The organism is Rhizobium sp. BR 250, assembly GCF_047445855.1.
In the GTDB taxonomy this organism is placed as follows: Bacteria; Pseudomonadota; Alphaproteobacteria; order Rhizobiales; family Rhizobiaceae; genus Agrobacterium; species Agrobacterium tumefaciens_I.
Genome location: NZ_JARWKW010000012.1, coordinates 104,132 through 121,434, shown reverse-complemented (window position 1 = coordinate 121,434; position 17,303 = coordinate 104,132). Strand labels below are relative to the sequence as shown.

At 61.4% G+C, this 17,303-nt stretch carries 17 protein-coding genes; 15 read left to right on the top strand and 2 right to left on the bottom strand.

Annotation, left to right across the window (positions count from 1 at the left end):
• The 8 genes from QD336_RS18980 (at position 1) to QD336_RS18945 (ending at position 5,876) form a co-directional block, all read left to right on the top strand.
• The gene (locus QD336_RS18980; RefSeq protein ID WP_269343024.1) at positions 1 to 990 is read left to right on the top strand and encodes an ABC transporter permease; all 990 of its coding nucleotides are present in this window, start codon (positions 1 to 3) and stop codon (positions 988 to 990) included.
• The gene (locus tag QD336_RS18975; protein WP_499171747.1) at positions 987 to 1,817 is read left to right on the top strand and encodes an ABC transporter permease; all 831 of its coding nucleotides are present in this window, start codon (positions 987 to 989) and stop codon (positions 1,815 to 1,817) included. The genes QD336_RS18980 and QD336_RS18975 overlap by 4 nt, the downstream gene beginning before the upstream one ends.
• Positions 1,814 to 2,617, top strand: a complete 804-nt coding sequence (locus QD336_RS18970) for an ABC transporter ATP-binding protein (RefSeq protein WP_499171746.1) — start codon at positions 1,814 to 1,816, stop codon at positions 2,615 to 2,617. The genes QD336_RS18975 and QD336_RS18970 overlap by 4 nt, the downstream gene beginning before the upstream one ends.
• A complete protein-coding gene (locus QD336_RS18965; protein WP_499171744.1) occupies positions 2,614 to 3,399 on the top strand; it encodes an ABC transporter ATP-binding protein in 786 nt (261 codons plus the stop codon). The genes QD336_RS18970 and QD336_RS18965 overlap by 4 nt, the downstream gene beginning before the upstream one ends.
• A 3-nt stretch (positions 3,400 to 3,402) precedes the next feature.
• Positions 3,403 to 4,521 (top strand): pyridoxal-phosphate-dependent aminotransferase family protein, encoded by a 1,119-nt coding sequence (locus QD336_RS18960; RefSeq protein ID WP_499171743.1) that lies wholly within the window; start codon positions 3,403 to 3,405, stop codon positions 4,519 to 4,521.
• 164 nt (positions 4,522 to 4,685) lie between these two features.
• Positions 4,686 to 4,874, top strand: coding sequence for a hypothetical protein (locus QD336_RS18955; protein ID WP_269343015.1), 189 nt, complete (start codon positions 4,686 to 4,688; stop codon positions 4,872 to 4,874).
• A gap of 94 nt (positions 4,875 to 4,968) precedes the next feature.
• The gene (locus tag QD336_RS18950; RefSeq protein WP_269343012.1) at positions 4,969 to 5,475 is read left to right on the top strand and encodes a helix-turn-helix domain-containing protein; all 507 of its coding nucleotides are present in this window, start codon (positions 4,969 to 4,971) and stop codon (positions 5,473 to 5,475) included.
• On the top strand, positions 5,472 to 5,876 hold the full coding sequence (locus QD336_RS18945) for a VOC family protein (RefSeq protein ID WP_499171742.1): 405 nt from the start codon (positions 5,472 to 5,474) through the stop codon (positions 5,874 to 5,876). Before QD336_RS18950 ends, QD336_RS18945 begins: the two co-directional genes overlap by 4 nt.
• 383 nt (positions 5,877 to 6,259) lie before the next feature.
• Here the strand turns inward: QD336_RS18945 and QD336_RS18940 are convergent, their stop codons facing one another.
• Positions 6,260 to 8,071: an IlvD/Edd family dehydratase gene (locus QD336_RS18940; RefSeq protein WP_269343009.1), complete on the bottom strand. Its 1,812-nt coding sequence runs from the start codon at positions 8,069 to 8,071 to the stop codon at positions 6,260 to 6,262.
• 524 nt (positions 8,072 to 8,595) lie between these two features.
• On the opposite strand from QD336_RS18940, the gene ytfQ reads away from it, so the two are divergent.
• The 5 genes from ytfQ to QD336_RS18915 all read left to right on the top strand — a co-directional run bounded on the left by ytfQ (position 8,596) and on the right by QD336_RS18915 (position 14,030).
• Positions 8,596 to 9,555 carry a galactofuranose ABC transporter, galactofuranose-binding protein YtfQ gene (gene ytfQ, locus QD336_RS18935; protein WP_269343007.1) on the top strand — a complete coding sequence of 320 codons (960 nt, stop codon included), beginning with the start codon at positions 8,596 to 8,598 and terminating at the stop codon, positions 9,553 to 9,555.
• A 178-nt stretch (positions 9,556 to 9,733) separates the two neighbouring features.
• The gene (locus QD336_RS18930) at positions 9,734 to 11,257 is read left to right on the top strand and encodes a sugar ABC transporter ATP-binding protein (protein WP_499171741.1); all 1,524 of its coding nucleotides are present in this window, start codon (positions 9,734 to 9,736) and stop codon (positions 11,255 to 11,257) included.
• Positions 11,257 to 12,300, top strand: a complete 1,044-nt coding sequence (locus QD336_RS18925) for an ABC transporter permease (protein WP_499171740.1) — start codon at positions 11,257 to 11,259, stop codon at positions 12,298 to 12,300. The genes QD336_RS18930 and QD336_RS18925 overlap by 1 nt, the downstream gene beginning before the upstream one ends.
• Positions 12,297 to 13,277: a galactofuranose ABC transporter, permease protein YjfF gene (gene yjfF, locus QD336_RS18920; protein WP_499171739.1), complete on the top strand. Its 981-nt coding sequence runs from the start codon at positions 12,297 to 12,299 to the stop codon at positions 13,275 to 13,277. Before QD336_RS18925 ends, yjfF begins: the two co-directional genes overlap by 4 nt.
• A gap of 18 nt (positions 13,278 to 13,295) precedes the next feature.
• Positions 13,296 to 14,030 (top strand): FadR/GntR family transcriptional regulator, encoded by a 735-nt coding sequence (locus tag QD336_RS18915; RefSeq protein ID WP_269343001.1) that lies wholly within the window; start codon positions 13,296 to 13,298, stop codon positions 14,028 to 14,030.
• A gap of 204 nt (positions 14,031 to 14,234) precedes the next feature.
• Here QD336_RS18915 and QD336_RS18910 read toward each other — a convergent pair whose 3' ends face one another.
• The gene (locus tag QD336_RS18910; protein ID WP_499171738.1) at positions 14,235 to 15,452 is read right to left on the bottom strand and encodes an MFS transporter; all 1,218 of its coding nucleotides are present in this window, start codon (positions 15,450 to 15,452) and stop codon (positions 14,235 to 14,237) included.
• A 186-nt stretch (positions 15,453 to 15,638) separates the two neighbouring features.
• On the opposite strand from QD336_RS18910, the gene QD336_RS18905 reads away from it, so the two are divergent.
• Positions 15,639 to 16,577 carry an AraC family transcriptional regulator gene (locus QD336_RS18905; protein WP_269342997.1) on the top strand — a complete coding sequence of 313 codons (939 nt, stop codon included), beginning with the start codon at positions 15,639 to 15,641 and terminating at the stop codon, positions 16,575 to 16,577.
• A gap of 83 nt (positions 16,578 to 16,660) precedes the next feature.
• On the top strand, positions 16,661 to 17,302 hold the full coding sequence (locus QD336_RS18900) for a class I SAM-dependent methyltransferase (RefSeq protein WP_499171736.1): 642 nt from the start codon (positions 16,661 to 16,663) through the stop codon (positions 17,300 to 17,302).
• The last annotated feature ends 1 nt before the right edge of the window (position 17,303 follow it).

Below are 17,303 nucleotides of genomic sequence, written 5' to 3'. Positions count from 1 at the left end.
GTGAAACGCGCAGCGACATTGCTGAAGCGAAGGGCAGTCAGCGCCATTCCGGTGCTGCTGATCGTTCTCATCTTCACCTTCGTGCTGCTTGAAAATGCATCTGGAGACGCCGTGGATGCCTATCTGGTCTCCATCGGCGGCGGCGATGCCGGGCTCAGGGATGTGTTGCGCGAGCAATATGGCCTGAACGGTTCGATGTTTGCCCGTTTCTGGCTCTATGCCAGCTCGGTGCTACGGCTCGATCTTGGCTGGTCACTCGCCTTCGACCGGCCGGTGCTGGGGCTGATCCTCGAGCGGCTGCCGAACACGCTTCTCCTGATGGGCAGCGCCACGGCGCTCGCCTTCATCCTCGGCACCGCGCTCGGCATCATCGCCGGCGCGCGCCCCGGCGGGCTGACGGACCGTGTGCTCTCCACGCTGTCGCTCACGCTTTATGCTACGCCGGGCTTCTGGCTCGGCCTCGTTCTCGCCATCGTCTTTGCCGTACAACTGAAGTGGCTGCCCACCTCCGGCATCGAAACCATAGCATCGGGCAAGCAGGGATTTGCAAGGGCGCTGGATGTTGCCCGCCATCTCGTGCTGCCCGTCGCCAGTCTCGGGCTGATCTATATGGCGCTTTTCCTGCGCGTCATGCGCACCGCTATGGCGGCGATCTGGCCGCTGGATTTCGTGCTTTTCGCCAAGGCCAAGGGGCTTTCGAAACGACGGATCGTGCTGCGCCATGTCGCCCGCAATGCCGCGCTGCCGCTCGTCACCGTGCTCGGCCTGCAGGCCGCAACCATGCTGGGCGGCAGCGTGGTGATTGAAAGTGTCTTTGCCATTCCCGGTTTCGGCCGGCTGGCGCAGGAGGCCGTCAGCGGCCGCGACACACCGCTTTTGATGGGCATCATCCTGACCAGCGCCGTCTTCGTCATCCTCGTCAATCTCGCCGTCGACATTCTCTATGCCGTGCTCGATCCGCGCATCGGCAGCGGGGAGCAAGAGGCATGAGTTTATTTTTCCGGCTCCTGCGCAGTTTCGAAGGTACTGCGGGCGTCATCATTCTGGCGCTGCTTGCAGCAACGGCGTTTGCCGCTCCCCTTGTTTTTCCGGGCGACCCGCTCGCCATCGTCGGCGAGCCGCTGATTGCACCCTTTACGAATGCGGCCCTGCCGCTCGGCACTGACCGGCTGGGCCGCGACGTGCTGGCAGAACTTGCCCATGGCGCGCAGGCATCCTTGCTCGTCGGCATGGGTGCTGCCGCCGCCGCGCTGATGATCGGCACCGTCATCGGCACGATTGCCGGATTTGCCGGTGGCCTCGTGGACGAGGCGCTGATGCGCGTCACCGACGCCTTCCAGATCGTGCCGAATTTCCTGCTCGCGCTCGCCTTCGTCAGCACCATCGGCCCCTCCATGCCCATCGTCATCCTCGCCATTGCGCTTGGCGCATGGGCGGATCCGGCGCGGCTGATGCGGGCGCAGGTCTTGAGCATTCGCGAGCGCGACTATGTGCAATCCGCCCGCGCCATCGGCATGCATCCGCTGGAAATCGCGTTCCGGCAAATATTGCCCAATGCGCTGCCGCCTGTTCTGGCGCTCGCCGCCATCATCGTCGCTGCCGCCATCCTCACCGAAGCCGCATTGTCCTTCCTCGGGCTTGGTGATCCGAATATCGTCACCTGGGGTTCGATGATCGCGGAAGGACGCAATGTCCTGCGTTCTGCGGCGTTTTTATCCGTCATTCCCGGTATCGGCCTGCTGGTCACGGTTCTCGGCGTCTATCTTCTCGGCGAAGGCGTCAATCGGGCGATGGCAACGAGGAGGCAAACGCAATGAGCGGCAAGGCCCTTTGCCGGATCGACGATCTCCACGTTCGCTATGCGGCAAGCGAAGCGCCGGCGCTGCGGGATATTTCGCTGACGATCCGGCAGGGGCAGAGACTGGCGATCATCGGTGAAAGCGGCTCGGGAAAATCCACGCTCGGCAAGGCAATCGCCGGGCTTCTTCCCGGAAGCGCGCGGGTTTCAGGCGATATCTCCTGGAGCCGCGACAGCGGCATCTTCGCCGGCAGGCCAATGCCAGGGCGCGATATCGGCACGATCTTTCAGGACACCGGCGCGACGCTGAACCCGGTCCTGACGATCGGCGAACAGGTGGCGGAAGGTGCCGTACGGCATCTCGGCCTTTCCTGGAGGCAGGCGCGTGATCTTGCCCGCGACCTTCTGGAACGGGTGCGGCTGTCGCATCCTTCCCATCTGCTTGCCGCCTATCCGCATCAGCTTTCCGGCGGGCAAAGGCAGCGCGTGGCGATTGCCGCCGCCATTGCCGCCAACCCCACGATCCTGATCGCCGACGAGGCGACGAGCGCGCTGGACACGGTGACCCAGGCAGCCATCGCCGCGCTGCTGGATAATCTGGTGCGCGAGGGAAACAGAACGCTGGTCTTCATTACCCATGATATCGGCCTTGCCTCCAGCCTTGCCGACGAGATCGCGGTTCTGCGCGCTGGACAGCTGGTGGAGCACGGACCGACGCGGAGTGTGCTTTCCGCGCCCGCCCATGAGTATACGCGCGCGCTGCTTGCCGATTATCTCGATCTCTCCACGCCACCGCTCATCAGCGAGGCCGCGTCATGAACGAAGCCCTTCTGAACGTTGACGGACTGTCGAAGACCTATCGCACCGGCGCAAGAACGGTTTCGGCGCTTTCCGAAATCTCCTTTTCGCTTCAGCCCGGCGAAACGCTGGGCCTTGCCGGCCCCTCCGGCTGCGGGAAATCGACGCTGGCGCGCGTTCTGATGCGGCTGATCCCAGCCGATGCGGGAACCGTCCATTTCGATGGCCGCGACTGGCTGGCGCTTGACGGCACTGAGTTGCGCGCGGCACGGCGGCAGATGCAGATGGTGTTTCAGGATACGCATGGCGCGTTCAATCCGCGTGCCAGTGTCGAGGACGCCATAAGCGAGCCGCTGCGCATCCATCGCATTGTCGAAAGACGCGAATGCGCAGCGGAAATCCGCCGCCTTCTCGACCGCGTCGGCCTGCCCGCCGCCTATGCCGGCCGTTCGGTCTTCGAGCTTTCCGGCGGCCAGAGGCAACGTGTCGCGATCGCACGCGCCATCGCGCTCAAACCGTCGCTTCTCATTCTGGATGAAGCCGTATCGGCGCTCGACGTTTCGGTGCGCCGGCAAATCCTCGAACTGCTGGTGGAAATACAGCGGGAAACGGCGGTTTCCTGTATTTTCGTTTCCCATGATCTCGCGGTCATCCGCACCGTCTGCCACCGCGTCGCCATCATGGAGGCGGGGCGGATCGTCGAAATCGGCAGGACCGCAAATATCGTTGCCGCACCACAATCCTCGACCGCCAGAACCCTGATCGAGGCCGCGCCGCGGCTGACCGTCACCACGCAAGGATAAGACATGCCCACCCCGGATTACGCATTGCTGCTCGACCCGCCCGCTTTTCCCGCAGAGCGCTACGCCGTGCTGGCCGACCGGCTGGCCGCACTGATGGGCACGGAGAACGACGTGCTGCTGATACAGGCGGAAGCCGTGCTGGCACTTGAGGCGGCGGCCACCAGCCTTGCGCGGCCGGGCCTAAAAGCGCTCAACATCGTCACCAGCCCCTATGGCGCATGGTTCGGCGGCTGGCTGGAACGGGGCGGCGCGACGGTGCGCAACCTGACCGCCAGCCCGGCAAAACCCATCACGCTTCAGGAAGTCGAGCGAGCACTGGACGAGGGTCCGGACTTCGATCTTCTCGCCATCGTCCATGCGGAATCGGCAAGCGGTATTCTCAACCCCCTGCCCGCCATTGCAGCGCTCGCCCGGGAAAGGGGTGTCGTCACCCTCGTCGATGCCGTAGCCTCCATCGGCGGCCATGCCTTCGAGGTCGACCGGCTGAGCGTCGATATCGCCGTCATCGGCCCCCAAAAGGCGCTGGCCGGCCCGGCCGGAATCTCCGCCATTTCCGTCAGCGAGAGGGCATGGGCGCTTCTTTCGCATGGTCAGGCCCCGGCAAACTCCATGCTCTCGCTCATGGACCAGAAGAAGCTCTGGCTCGATGCCGGTCGCGGCGCGCTGCCCGGAACGCCGGCACCGCTGGAATTCTACGCGCTGGAGGCAGCGCTCGACCGGATAGAGGCGGAAGGTCTCACATCCGCAAACGAACGCCACGAACGGGCGGCGGCCGCCACCCGCAACGCCATCAGGGCGCTTGGCATCCCGACATGGGTGGAGGAGGCACATGCTTCAGCGCTGGTTTCCACGGCGATCCTGCCGGATAGGGTCGAAGCTAGGGCGTTTCTCGCCGCTGCCTCCAGGCAGCAGGGCGCGGATATTTCCGGCGGGGTCGGCCCCGGCGCGGAGCGGCTGATAAGGCTCAATCACACTGGCCGCCGTGCAAACCCGCATGCGGTGAAAGCCAATATCGCCGCCCTCTCGAGCGCCCTGAAAAGCCTCGGCCATGCCGCAGATACCGATTCCGCGCTGGAAGCCGCCGAAAAAACCTATTCCGACACCGCTGCGAACGGCGCTTGACGATGCCAATAAACGTTCATTGCGCGAAATTCGTCAGCGGTGGAATGTCAGTCACAACATTGTTGTTAAAAATAGTAGACAAATTCCCCGGCCAATCTTGACGAAATCATGGCAAGGCGCGAAACTTAACGCACTGTTAACTCGCGTGAAGAAGGGAAACGGCCATGGTAGCAGGGTTCAACATGCTCTCCTTTGACCTCTTTGGCATCGGCCGAAGAATGCCCGTCATAAACGAGCGGGTGGAGACCGATTTTCAGGACAAGACTCCGCGCAGACCGGATGACGAGTCGAACGATGACGACCGCGATCAGGAATATGAACTGTTCTTCTGGTCGCTTTATCCGGTGATCTGAGTTTCCGGCGCGGGTCGGTGACGGGTCGGACTGCGGTTTTTGGCACCGGCGCTGAGCCTTGCCAGGAACGTCCGGTTCATTCAATGATTGGCGCATGCGCCGGTCCGGAAACGAAAAAAACTCTGCAAACAGAGACCTGAAACTGCTGCGACGCCTTCTGCGCGCCAAGGACCATATGGACTCGGCACCGCATGAGGCGTGGCCTGTTTCACGCCTTGCGAGCGTCAGCGGCGCCTCGCAGGCCCATTTCGCAAGATCGTTTCGCGATGCCTTCGGCATACCCCCACACCGTTATCTGCTGACCCGCCGGGTCGAGCGCGCCGTGGCGCTGTTGCGTGACACGGATCTTCCTATCATCGACATCGCCTTGCAGACCGGCTGGAACAGCATCGGCACATTTGGCCGCGTTTTCCGTGATGTGACCGGGGAAAATCCGAGTGAATTGCGGCGGCGAATGCGGGTTTCGCCGGGTGATCTTGAACATGTTCCCCATTGCTTCGTCAGCGCCGCCCATCGCCCCCATCTCAAAATGGCAGTTTCGGAGAAGCGCCGGGAGACGAAAAGCGGTAGGCACGACGAGCAAAAGGGAGATAGCTCATGAAAAATGGTGTTCAAGTCGTCGGGCTTTATGTTCATGACCAGGACGAAGCGTTGCAATTCTATGTCGAGAAAGTTGGCTTTCGAGTGCATACGGACGCACGCAATGGCGATTATCGCTGGTTGACCGTCCAGCACCCGGACCAGCCTGACTTCCAGCTGGGCCTGTTTCAGCCGCAGGCCCCGACCGTTGACGAGGCGACGGCGCAAAACCTGAACGAAGCCGTGGCCAAGGGCGCGATGCCGCCGCTGGTTCTGGTGGTCGAGGATTGCCAGAAAGCCTTTGACGCCATGCACAGGCGCGGCGTCGAATTCACCCAGGAACCCATCGCCCGCTACGGCTCGGTGGATGCGAGCTTCCGCGACCCTTCCGGCAATGGCTGGAAGCTCGTTCAGGCCCGTTGAAGCGCCGATGTGTCACATTCCATCATGGATGCTTTTTCTTGGGGGCAACTTTGATCTCGCGAAACTGGATAAGGCAGGGCCATCGATGGCTGGGCATTCTGCTGACCGTCACCATTCTGGCGAATTTCGCTTCGATGGCCTTCGGCCCGACGCAACCGGTGATCATTTATGCCCCGCTGATGCCGTTGACTTTGCTTGTTTTCAGCGGGCTGTACATGTTCTTCCTGCCATATCCGGGAAAGCCGCAGGCCCCTTCGAGAAAGTAAGCAGATAAGCGACGGGCTGGCTCCCGCGGTTGCGGAAAACGTTACTCAAAATGTTTCAGCCCCGGGGTTGAGCCCGGGGCTGATTGAAAAAAGCGATCCGCCGAAACGGCCCTGCCTTTAGTGGTTGTCGCGCGGCAGGCCCTTGGTCTGGGCAATGCGCTGGTACTTGACGGCCGGTTCCAGAACCGCGCCGGTTTCCATCTGACTGACGATGCCGCGCTGGATTTCCTGCCATGGCGTCTGGTGGTCGGGGAACTTGTAACCGCCCTGAGCCGTCAGCGCTTCGTAACGCTTGGCCAGTTCCTCGCCGGAAATCAGGATATCCGCCTTGCCGCGACCCACATCGATACGGACGCGGTCACCCGTCTGCAACACGGCCAGACCGCCGCCAGCCGCTGCTTCCGGCGAGGCATTGAGGATGGATGGGCTGCCCGACGTGCCGGACTGGCGGCCATCACCGATGCAGGGCAGCGAACTGACGCCTTGCTTCAAAAGATAATCCGGCGCGCGCATGTTCACCACTTCCGCCGCACCCGGGTAACCGATCGGACCGGCGCCGCGCATGAACAGAATGGTGTTGGCGTCGATATTCAGCGACGGATCGTCGATGCGGTGGTGGTAATCCTCCGGACCGTCGAACACCACGGCGCGGCCTTCGAAGGCTTCCGGATCGTTCGGGTTGGAGAGGTAACGGCCACGGAATTCTTCCGAGATCACGCTTGTCTTCATGATGGCCGAAGAGAACAGGTTGCCGCGCAGAACGCGGAAGCCGGCACGCTCCTTGAGCGGCTGCTCATAGGGGCGAATGACCTTCTCGTCCTCGATGATCGCGCCGCGGCAATTGTCGCCGATGGTCTTGCCGTTGACGGTCATGGCGTCTTCCATGATCAGTCCCTGGCTCATCAGCTGGTTGACGACAGCGGGTACGCCGCCGGCATGGTAATAATCCTCGCCGAGATATTCGCCGGCCGGCTGCAGGTTGACGAGCAGCGGTACGTCTTCGCCATAGGTCTGCCAGTCATCCACCGTCAGCTCGACGCCGACATGGCGGGCAAGGCCATTGAGATGGATCGGCGCATTGGTGGAGCCGCCGATGGCCGAATTGACGCGGATGGCGTTGATGAAGGCATCCTTGGTCATGATGTCGGAAGGCTTCAGGTCTTCCTTGACCATTTCGACGATACGCAGGCCGGTGAGGTAGGAGACTTCCTGACGGTCACGGTATGGCGCCGGAATGGCGGCGGAGCCGGGAAGCTGCATGCCGAGCGCTTCGGCGAGCGAGTTCATGGTCGTTGCCGTGCCCATGGTGTTGCAATAGCCGGTGGACGGGGCCGACGAGGCGACGAGCTTGACGAAGCCCTGGTAGTCGATCTCACCCTTCGCCAGCAATTCGCGGGCCTTCCAGACGATGGTGCCGGAGCCGGTGCGTTCACCACGGAACCAGCCGTTCAACATGGGGCCGACGGAAAGGGCGATGGCCGGGATGTTGACGGTGGCCGCCGCCATAAGACAGGCAGGCGTGGTCTTGTCGCAGCCGATGGTCAGAACGACGCCATCGAGCGGATAACCGTAAAGCACTTCCACGAGGCCGAGGTAAGCAAGGTTGCGGTCGAGACCCGCCGTCGGGCGCTTGCCGGTTTCCTGGATCGGGTGGACCGGAAATTCGATTGCAATGCCGCCCGCTTCACGAATACCTTCACGCAGGCGGTTCGCCAGCTCCAGGTGGTGGCGGTTGCAGGGCGAAAGGTCCGAACCCGTCTGCGCGATACCGATGATCGGGCGGTCGGACTGAAGCTCGGCCTGGCTGAGACCGAAGTTCATGTAACGCTCGAGATAAAGCGCGGTCATGTCCGCATTGGCGGGGTTGTCGAACCAGGCGCGCGAGCGCAGCTTGCCCTGAGTTGCAGGAAGATTATCGGATGTCGTCATGATGCGGGTCTCCAGCCGGAAGTGGCCAACGGTAAAATATTACGAATTGCGACAAGCTTATGTTGTGCGCAAGAAAAATGGAATCAGCGTCTCGGAGATCACGCATAACCGACAGTGCAGGCCCAGACGAGTGGCATTAGGCTGCTCTTCGGCTTTAACCGAATATTTTTCGGCATTTACGGCCATCGCGGGACTGCGCAACGGAATCTCCCTCCCTATTTTGCCGGCTCAATCGTGGTCCTGCGACCGATAAATCCCGACAAAAAACATCTTCTTATTTGTATTACTATTAGACGTTACCGCACCCTGTCAAGCGATATGGCATTTGACGAAGCGGCAATGCCGGTTGTTCAAACCAGAAAACATGAAATGCTTATTATATTGATTTTCATTGATTTATTTCAGAATCCCGCACTCAGAATGTCACTTTAAAATTGAAATATGCGAAAATGCCCCTTTTCAAGAGTATTACTATATGCTCATAGTGTGGCCGTCACGCTGACATCATCTCTGGGAGGAATAAGATGAGAAAAGCTCTCGCGACAGCCACTGTCGCCGTTTCGCTGTGCCTTGCATCCAGTGTTTCCGCAAAATCGCTCACCGTCGGCTTCTCGCAGATCGGTTCGGAATCCGGCTGGCGCGCGGCCGAAACCACCGTCACGAAACAGCAGGCCGAAAAACGCGGCGTCACGCTGAAATTCGCCGATGCGCAGCAGAAGCAGGAAAACCAGATCAAGGCCGTTCGCGGCTTCATCGCGCAGGGCGTGGATGCGATCCTGATCGCACCCGTCGTCGCAACCGGCTGGGACGCCGTGCTGAAGGAAGCCAAGGAAGAAAAAATCCCTGTCATCCTGCTCGACCGCCAGATCGAGGCTTCGGACGATCTTTACCTGACCGCTGTCACCTCGGACCAGGTCCACGAAGGCAAGGTTGCCGGCGACTGGCTGGTCAAGGATGTCGGCTCGAAGGACTGCAAGGTCGTCGAACTTCAGGGCACGACCGGCTCTTCCCCTGCCATCAACCGCAAGAAAGGCTTCGAAGAAGCCATTGCTTCGCACAAGAACATCAAGATCGCGCGTTCGCAGACCGGCGATTTTACCCGCACCAAGGGTAAGGAAGTGATGGAAAGCTTCATCAAGGCCGAAGGCGGCGGCAAGGATATCTGTGCCGTCTATGCCCACAATGACGATATGGCCGTCGGCGCTATCCAGGCCATCAAGGAAGCCGGTCTGAAGCCCGGAACCGACATCAAGGTCGTCTCCATCGATGCCGTTCCTGATATCTTCAAGGCCATGGCCGCCGGTGAAGCCAATGCAACGGTGGAACTGACGCCCAACATGGCAGGCCCCGCCTTTGACGCGCTCGAAGCCTATCTGAAAGACAAGAAGGCGCCGCCAAAGTGGATTCAGACCGAATCCAAGCTCTACACGGCGTCCGACGACCCGATGAAGGTCTACGAGGCGAAGAAGGGCCTGGGCTACTGAGCCATTTCTTCGGAGGAACGGCGCAAGGTTTGCGCCGTTTCTTTCGGCTGTTTGGGGAAAGGGAAAACTTTCCGGCTCAGCATGCAGAGTGATTGCGTATGGAGCGGGCCGGCGCCGCTTCACGCGATCACCAGGCGCCCTTATGGCGAGACCTATATTTCGATACGGAACCTGCTCAATGTCCGAAACGGCACCACTTCTGGAAGCACGCGCCATCGGCAAATCCTTTCTCGGGATCACGGCGCTCGATAATGTCGATTTTTCGCTCGGGCACGGTGAAATCCATGCGCTTCTCGGCGAAAACGGCGCGGGCAAATCGACGCTGATCAAGATTCTGACCGGAGTTTACCACCGCGACAGCGGTTCGGTGTTTCTGGAGGGCGGCGAGATTTCGCCCGCCAATGTCGGCGAAGCGCAGGCGCTCGGCATCGGCACCGTCTATCAGGAAGTAAACCTTCTCGAAAACCTGACGGTTGCCGAAAACCTGTTTCTCGGCCGCCAGCCGCGCCGCTTCGGGCTGATCGACCGCGGCACGATGCAGAAAAAATCGCAGGCGCTGCTTGCCCAATATGGGCTTTCCATCGACGTCAATGCCCTGCTTTCCAGTTATTCCGTCGCCATCCGGCAGATCATCGCCATTGCCCGCGCCGTCGATCTTTCCGGCAAGGTTCTGGTGCTGGACGAACCCACCGCCAGCCTCGACGCCCATGAGGTCGAGCTGCTGTTCGGCGTTTTGAAGAACCTGCGCGCCCGCGGCATTGGCATCGTCATCATCACCCATTTCCTCAATCAGGTCTATGACATCGCCGACCGGGTGACGGTGCTGCGCAACGGCCGCCTTGTCGGTACGCGTGAGATCGGCAGCCTGCCGAGATCCGAACTCATTTCCATGATGCTGGGCCGCGAGCTTCAGCACATTACCCATGAGCACCAGGCGACCGACGATACCGTCGCCGAGGGTGAACCGCCGATCCGGTTCGAAGGTTACGGCAAACGCGGCAGCATCGCCCCCTTCGATCTCGGCATCCGGCCAGGAGAGATCGTCGGCGTCGCCGGCCTTCTGGGTTCCGGCCGGACGGAAACGGCCTTCCTGCTGTTCGGCATCGACCGGCCCGATACCGGCACGGCAACGATCGACGGCAAGGCGGTGACGATTTCGTCTCCCGAGGCGGCGATTGCGGAGGGCTTCGGCTTCTGCCCGGAGGAACGCAAGACGGACGGCATCATTGGCGACTTTTCCGTCACCGACAATATTGCCCTGGCGTTGCAGGCCCGGCAGGGCTGGGCGCGACCGCTGTCTCGCCGGCAGAAGGCGGAACTGGCCGAAAGCTTCATCAAATCTCTCGATATTCGCCCCGCCGATCCCGACCGGCCGATAAAATTCCTGTCCGGCGGCAACCAGCAGAAGGCCATTCTGGCCCGCTGGCTCGCCACCCATCCCCGGCTTCTGATCCTCGACGAGCCGACACGCGGCATCGATATCGGCGCGCATGCGGAAATTCTGAAAATGATTGAAAAACTCTGTAGCGAGGGCATGTCGCTCATTGTCATTTCCTCCGAACTGGAAGAGCTCACCGCCGTTGCCCATCGCGTCGTCGTGCTGTCCGACCGCCGCCATGTCAGCGAATTGAAGGGCGGCGAGGTGACGGCCGACAACATCATGCGGACGATTGCGGATGCGGCCAGAACGGAGGCGGCGTGATGGTGGCTGTAACCCGACGGCTGAAAAGGCTTGCACCCCAGCTCGCGGCCTTCTTTATCATTCTGGCAGCGATTACAATCATTTCGCCGGGCTTTCTTCATGTTTCATTCCAGAACGGCCGGCTCTATGGCAGTCTGGTGGATATTCTCGTGCGCGCCGCCCCCGTGGCGCTTTTGACCATCGGCATGACGCTGGTCATCGCCACCAAGGGTATCGACCTGTCCATCGGCGCGGTGATCGCCATCTGCGGCGCGGTCGCCGCCACGCTCATCAGCAACGGCCATTCCATCCCTTCCGTCATCGCCATCTCGCTTGCGGTGGGCATTGCCTGCGGTCTGTGGAACGGCGTGCTGGTCGCCCTTCTCGACATACAGCCGATCATCGCCACGCTGATCCTGATGGTGGCGGGACGCGGCATCGCCCAGCTCATCACCGAAGGCGTCATCCTCACCTTCAACAATGACAGCTTTTCCGCCATCGGCTCCGGCGCATTTGCGGGCATTCCGCTGCCCGTCATCATCTGGCTGGCGGCGGCGCTCATCATCGGCCTTCTGGTCCGCAAGAGCGCGCTCGGTTTCCTGATCGAGGCGACCGGCATCAATCGCCGTGCGGCAGCGCTTGCCGGCGTCAGGGCGCGCTTCCTCCTGTTTTTCGTCTATGCCGTCTCCGGTCTCTGCGCGGCCATCGCCGGCATGATCGTGACCGCCGATATTCGCGGCGCGGATGCCAACAATGCCGGCCTGTGGCTGGAACTGGACGCCATATTGGCGGTGGTGATCGGCGGAACCTCGCTGAATGGCGGCCGCTTCTCCATCACCGCTTCGCTGATCGGCGCGCTCATCATCCAGACCATCAATACCGGCATTCTCGTCTCGGGCTTCCCGCCGGAATTCAACCTCATTATCAAGGCGGGCATCATCATGGTGGTTCTGACGCTGCAATCGCCGGCGATCATGGCCGTCCTCGGTTTCGTGAAAGCGCCGAAGCCGCACGCCAAACCGGCCGCCGCCAACGGCATGACCAAGGAAGGAACCGCGCGATGATCCACAGCCGCAACCTGCCCTTCCTCACCACGCTGACGATCTTCGTCATCGCCTATCTGCTGTGCGTGCTGCAATATCCGGCGATCTTCTCGACGCGGGTGATCGGCAATCTTCTGACCGACAACGCCTTTCTCGGCATTGCGGCCGTCGGCATGACCTTCGTCATCTTGTCGGGCGGCATCGATCTGTCCATCGGCTCGGTCATCGCCTTCACCAGTGTCTTCGTAGCGGTGATGGTCGGCACCTATAATATCCATCCGCTTTTGGCCTTCGCCATCGTGCTGGCAATTTCCACGCTGTTCGGCTGCCTGATGGGGGCGATGATCCGCTTCCTGTCGATCCCGCCCTTCGTGGTGACGCTGGCGGGCATGTTTCTGGCGCGCGGCGCGGCCTATCTTATATCCACGCAATCGGTGCCGATCTCGCATCCCTTCATCGACGCGATACAGGGCTTCTATTACCGTTTTCCCGGCGGCGGCAGGTTGACGGCGCTAGCCATGCTGATGCTTCTCGTCTTTGCCGCCGGCATGCTGATTGCCAGCCGCACCCGCTTCGGCGCCAATGTCTATGCGCTGGGTGGCAACCCGCAATCGGCCGAGCTGATGGGCGTACCGATCGGCGCAACGACCATCGGCATCTATGCGCTCTCCGGTTTCCTGTCGGGGCTCGCCGGCATCGTCTATACGCTCTACACCTCTTCCGGTTATTCGCTGGCGACGGTCGGCGTTGAACTCGACGCCATCGCCGCCGTCGTCATCGGTGGCACGCTTTTAACCGGTGGCACGGGGCTGGTGGCGGGCACCTTCATCGGCCTTCTGATCCAGGGGCTGATCCAGACCTACATTGTTTTTGACGGGACGCTTTCCTCCTGGTGGACGAAAATCGTCATCGGTGTGCTGCTTTTCGTCTTCATCGTGTTGCAGCGCGCAATCATCTGGTATTCAAACAGGAGACTGGCCGGACCGCATCCGGCATAACGGCAAACGGAGGCTTGCTTGGGGCTGCTCGAAACGACGATTAGCGGGCGAAAACGCCGGAACAGCCACGCCCATGTGGTCTCCGAACTCGGCAGCGCCATCGTCTCGGGCAGGATCGCGGAGGGCTCGCTGCTGCCCAATGATGCGGAGCTCTCCATGCGTTTCGGCGTCTCGCGCACCGTGCTGCGCGAAACCATGAAGACGCTGGCGGCCAAACGGCTGGTGGAACCCAAGGCCAAGGTCGGCACCCGCGTTCTCGACCGTTCGAGCTGGAACTTCTTCGATCCTGACGTGCTGGGCTGGCGCTGCGAGGCCGGCATTGACCAGGAATTCGTCAAGCATCTGGCGGAAATCCGACTGGCGCTGGAACCGGCGGCGGCAGCGGCGGCGGCCCTGCAGGCCTCCAATGACGATATTGTTTCCCTCTACGTGATCGCCGCCAAATTCGACAATCCGAACCATACGCCGGAAAGCATTGCCAAGGTCGATCTCGAATTCCACCTTGCCGTGGCGCATATGTCCGGCAATCCCTTCATGCGTTCGGCGAGTGGGCTGATCGAAGCCGCACTTGCGATTTCCTTCCAGCTTTCGTCACCGGCCGCTTCGCCCGGCACCATTGCCGAGATCGCGTCCAACCATCTACGCATCGTGCATGCAATTGCCGCGCGTGACGCGGATGCGGCGGTGAAGGCCATGCGACACGTGATCGAGGTGGGAAAAGACCGGACGCAGAAGGCGATCAAGACGGTTTGAGGAACAGATCAAGGTTTTCGCGTCGTCACCCCGGACTTGATCCGGAGTCCAGCGCGATCAAGCCCTTGATCGCAAAAAAACTCTTTTCACGGCGCAGACGCGCCGTGACTGGATGCCGGATCAAATCCGGCATGACGGGAGGAGAGGTTTTCATCACGAAATAGGACCCGCACGGATGTGGGTCCTTTTTCTTCGACCAGCATCTTACCCCTGCGAGGCCTCGACCTGCGGCACCGCGCCCCGGCGTGACGCCATCAGCGATGCGCCAAGAAGGGCGGAGATCGCCACGAAGACGAAGACCATGGTCGCGCCATGAAGATCAATCAGCAGACCACCCAGAACCGCACCGCTGGAAATGGCGATCTGGAAGGTGGTGAGCAGCAGCGCGCCGGCACTTTCCGCCTCATCGGAAGCAGCGCGGGTGATGAAGCTCTGCACGCTGACCGGCACCGCACCGAAGGCAAAACCCCAGGAGGCGATGGCAAGGCCGGCGATCAGGGGTGAGGCACCCGCAACGACCAGAACGGAAGCCGATGCGGCAATCAGTGTCGCGGCGAAGGTTACCGCCCATGCCGTGTTTTTCTCGGCGAGGAAACCACCGAAGAGATTGCCGAAAAAGCCGCCGATACCATAAGCCAGAAGGACGAGCGAAATCGCCTCTACGCCAAATCCCGTCACATTTTCCAGGAAGGGGCGGACATAGGTGAAGCCGGCAAAGTGGGCCGCAACGATGAAAAGCGTCGTCAAAAGACCGATGCGGACCTGTGGACGCTGCAACAGCCGGAACATGGTGGAAAGCCCGGGAGCGCCGGCCGGGGGCAGCGAGGGCACGGTCAGCAATTGCACGATGAGTGCGATAACGCCGAGCGCACCCGAAACGACGAAGGCCGAACGCCAGCCGAGCGTCGCGCCGATCCATGCGCCGACCGGCGCGGCACAGACGGTGGCAACGGAAACCCCTGTCAGGATGATGGCCATGGCGCGCGGCATTTTATCGAGCGGCACGAGCCGGAGCGCCAGCGCCGCCGACATGGCCCAGAAGCCGCCAAGGCCGATGCCCAGCAGGACGCGCGAGGCAAACAGCATGACGAGACCATTGGCAAAGGCGGCCAGCGCGCTGGAAATGATCAGCAGTGTGGTGAGCCCAAGCAACGTCCAGCGGCGGTCGATACTGCGTGTGCCGATGACAACGCCGGGGCCGGCAACCGCCGCAACCAGCGCCGTGACGGTGATCGACTGACCGGCAATACCGGAGCTGACGGCAAGATCGGCCGAAAGCGGCGTCAGAAGGCTGACCGGCAGGAATTCCGCCGTCACCAGCCCGAAGACGCCGAGCGCCAGCGAAACCACGGCGGCCCACTTCGCGTCCGGCTCCGTCTGACGCGGAACATATTCGAGTTCGTTTATGGTCCGGTTGTTCATCAAAATCTCCTGATGCGCATCGTTAAAAAATGCGCGCTGAAACGGAAACGCAAAGTGGTGAGGCCGATGGGGAGGCAGGTTCAGGGCCCGCAAATCGATGCACCCAAGCTACGCGTGACAGCCCGGCGTTTCCATGCTAGAAAATCCATATTCCTTAACCAATCGTCCGAATTTGCGAGAGCTGCCATGAATGATGCCCTGACGGAAATGCTGCGCGGCCTGAGGCTTGATGGCGTGGAATATGGCCGCTGCCGCATGGCCACACCCTGGGCGACGGCTTTTCCCGAGCAGGAGGCAGCGCGCTTTCATTTCATCGGCGTGGGCCAGGCGAAACTGCAAAAACCCTCCGGCGAATGGCTGACGCTGACATGCGGCGATGCCGTGCTTCTGCCGCGAGGACACGCCCATGTGCTCGCCAGCAGCGAGGAGGTGACGCCCTCCCCCTTTGACCGGTTCGGCAAGAAGGAAGTCTGCCAGGGCATTTTCGACATGGAATGCGCATGCGCCGGCGGGGATACCATTGCCTTCACCGCCTCCATGCGTTTCAACATGGACAATCTGCATCCGCTCCTGCAACTGATGCCGGATGTGATGCTGACCAGCGATCTGGCCAAAAGCGACCCGGCCATTCCACATCTTCTGGAGGCCATGGCGCGCGAGGTGGAATTGAACCGCGTCGGCGCGGGCGGCATTCTGGCGCGGCTTGCCGATGTGCTGACGGCGACCCTGATCCGCACATGGGTGGAATATGGCTGCGGCGATTCCAGCGGCTGGCTGGCCGCCGTGCGCAATCCCGAACTCGGCAGGGTGCTGGCCGCCATCCATCTCAACCCCGAAAAGGACTGGAACGTGGAAGAGCTTGCCTCCTTGATGGGCGCATCCCGCTCCAGTTTCGCGGAACGCTTCACCCGCGTGGTGGGCGAAAGCCCGGCGCGTTATGTGGTGCGCGTGCGCATGCATCAGGCGCGGCTGTGGCTACGCGAAGGCATGCGCGTTACACTGGCGGCGGAAAAGCTCGGTTATGATTCCGAAGCCTCCTTCAGCCGCGCCTTCAAACGTGTGATCGGCGCGCCACCCAGCCAGTTCCGCAGGAAAGACACGGCCGGGCTGGAGGATGCCGCTTAAAAGCGTCGGACAAAACGGATAAGGATATTGCGTGAGGACAGATCCGTCTGAAGCGGAATGGCGCCGTCCGGGGAGCATCCACCATGAGCATTGCCGACGACGCCCGTTTCTGGAACCGAACCGCCCGGAAATATGCCAAGGGCAGGATTTCGGATGAAGCCGGATATGAGCGCACACTGGAGCGGACTCGCGCCCTGCTGAAACCAAATGACAGGGTATTGGAGCTCGGCTGCGGCACCGGCACAACGGCGATCCGGCTGGCGGGCGGTGTCAAAGACTATCTGGCGACGGATATTTCCGCCGGCATGATCACAATTGCCGAGGAGAGGAAACACGCCGCCGGCTCTTTCCCGAACCTCGTCTTCAGCACCGCGACCGCACAAACGCTTGAACCCGGCCCTCAGCCGTTTAACGCGGTTCTGGGTTTCAACTATCTTCATCTGGTTCGCGACCTGCCCGGCACAGTGAAGCACATTCATTCCCTGCTAGCCCCGCAGGGGCTCTTCATCACCAAGACACCCTGCGTCGGAGATATGAACCGGCTCATCCGCCTTGTTTTGCCGGCCATGCGCGCGATCGGCAAAGCCCCCTATGCCGGCGTCTTCAGCGCGCCTGAGCTTTGCCGGCATATAGGCGCCGGCGGCTTCGACATTCTGGCTATGGAAATCCACGCCACACGGGGCAATGATAATCGCCCTTATATCGTGGCGCAAAAGGTGAGCTGAA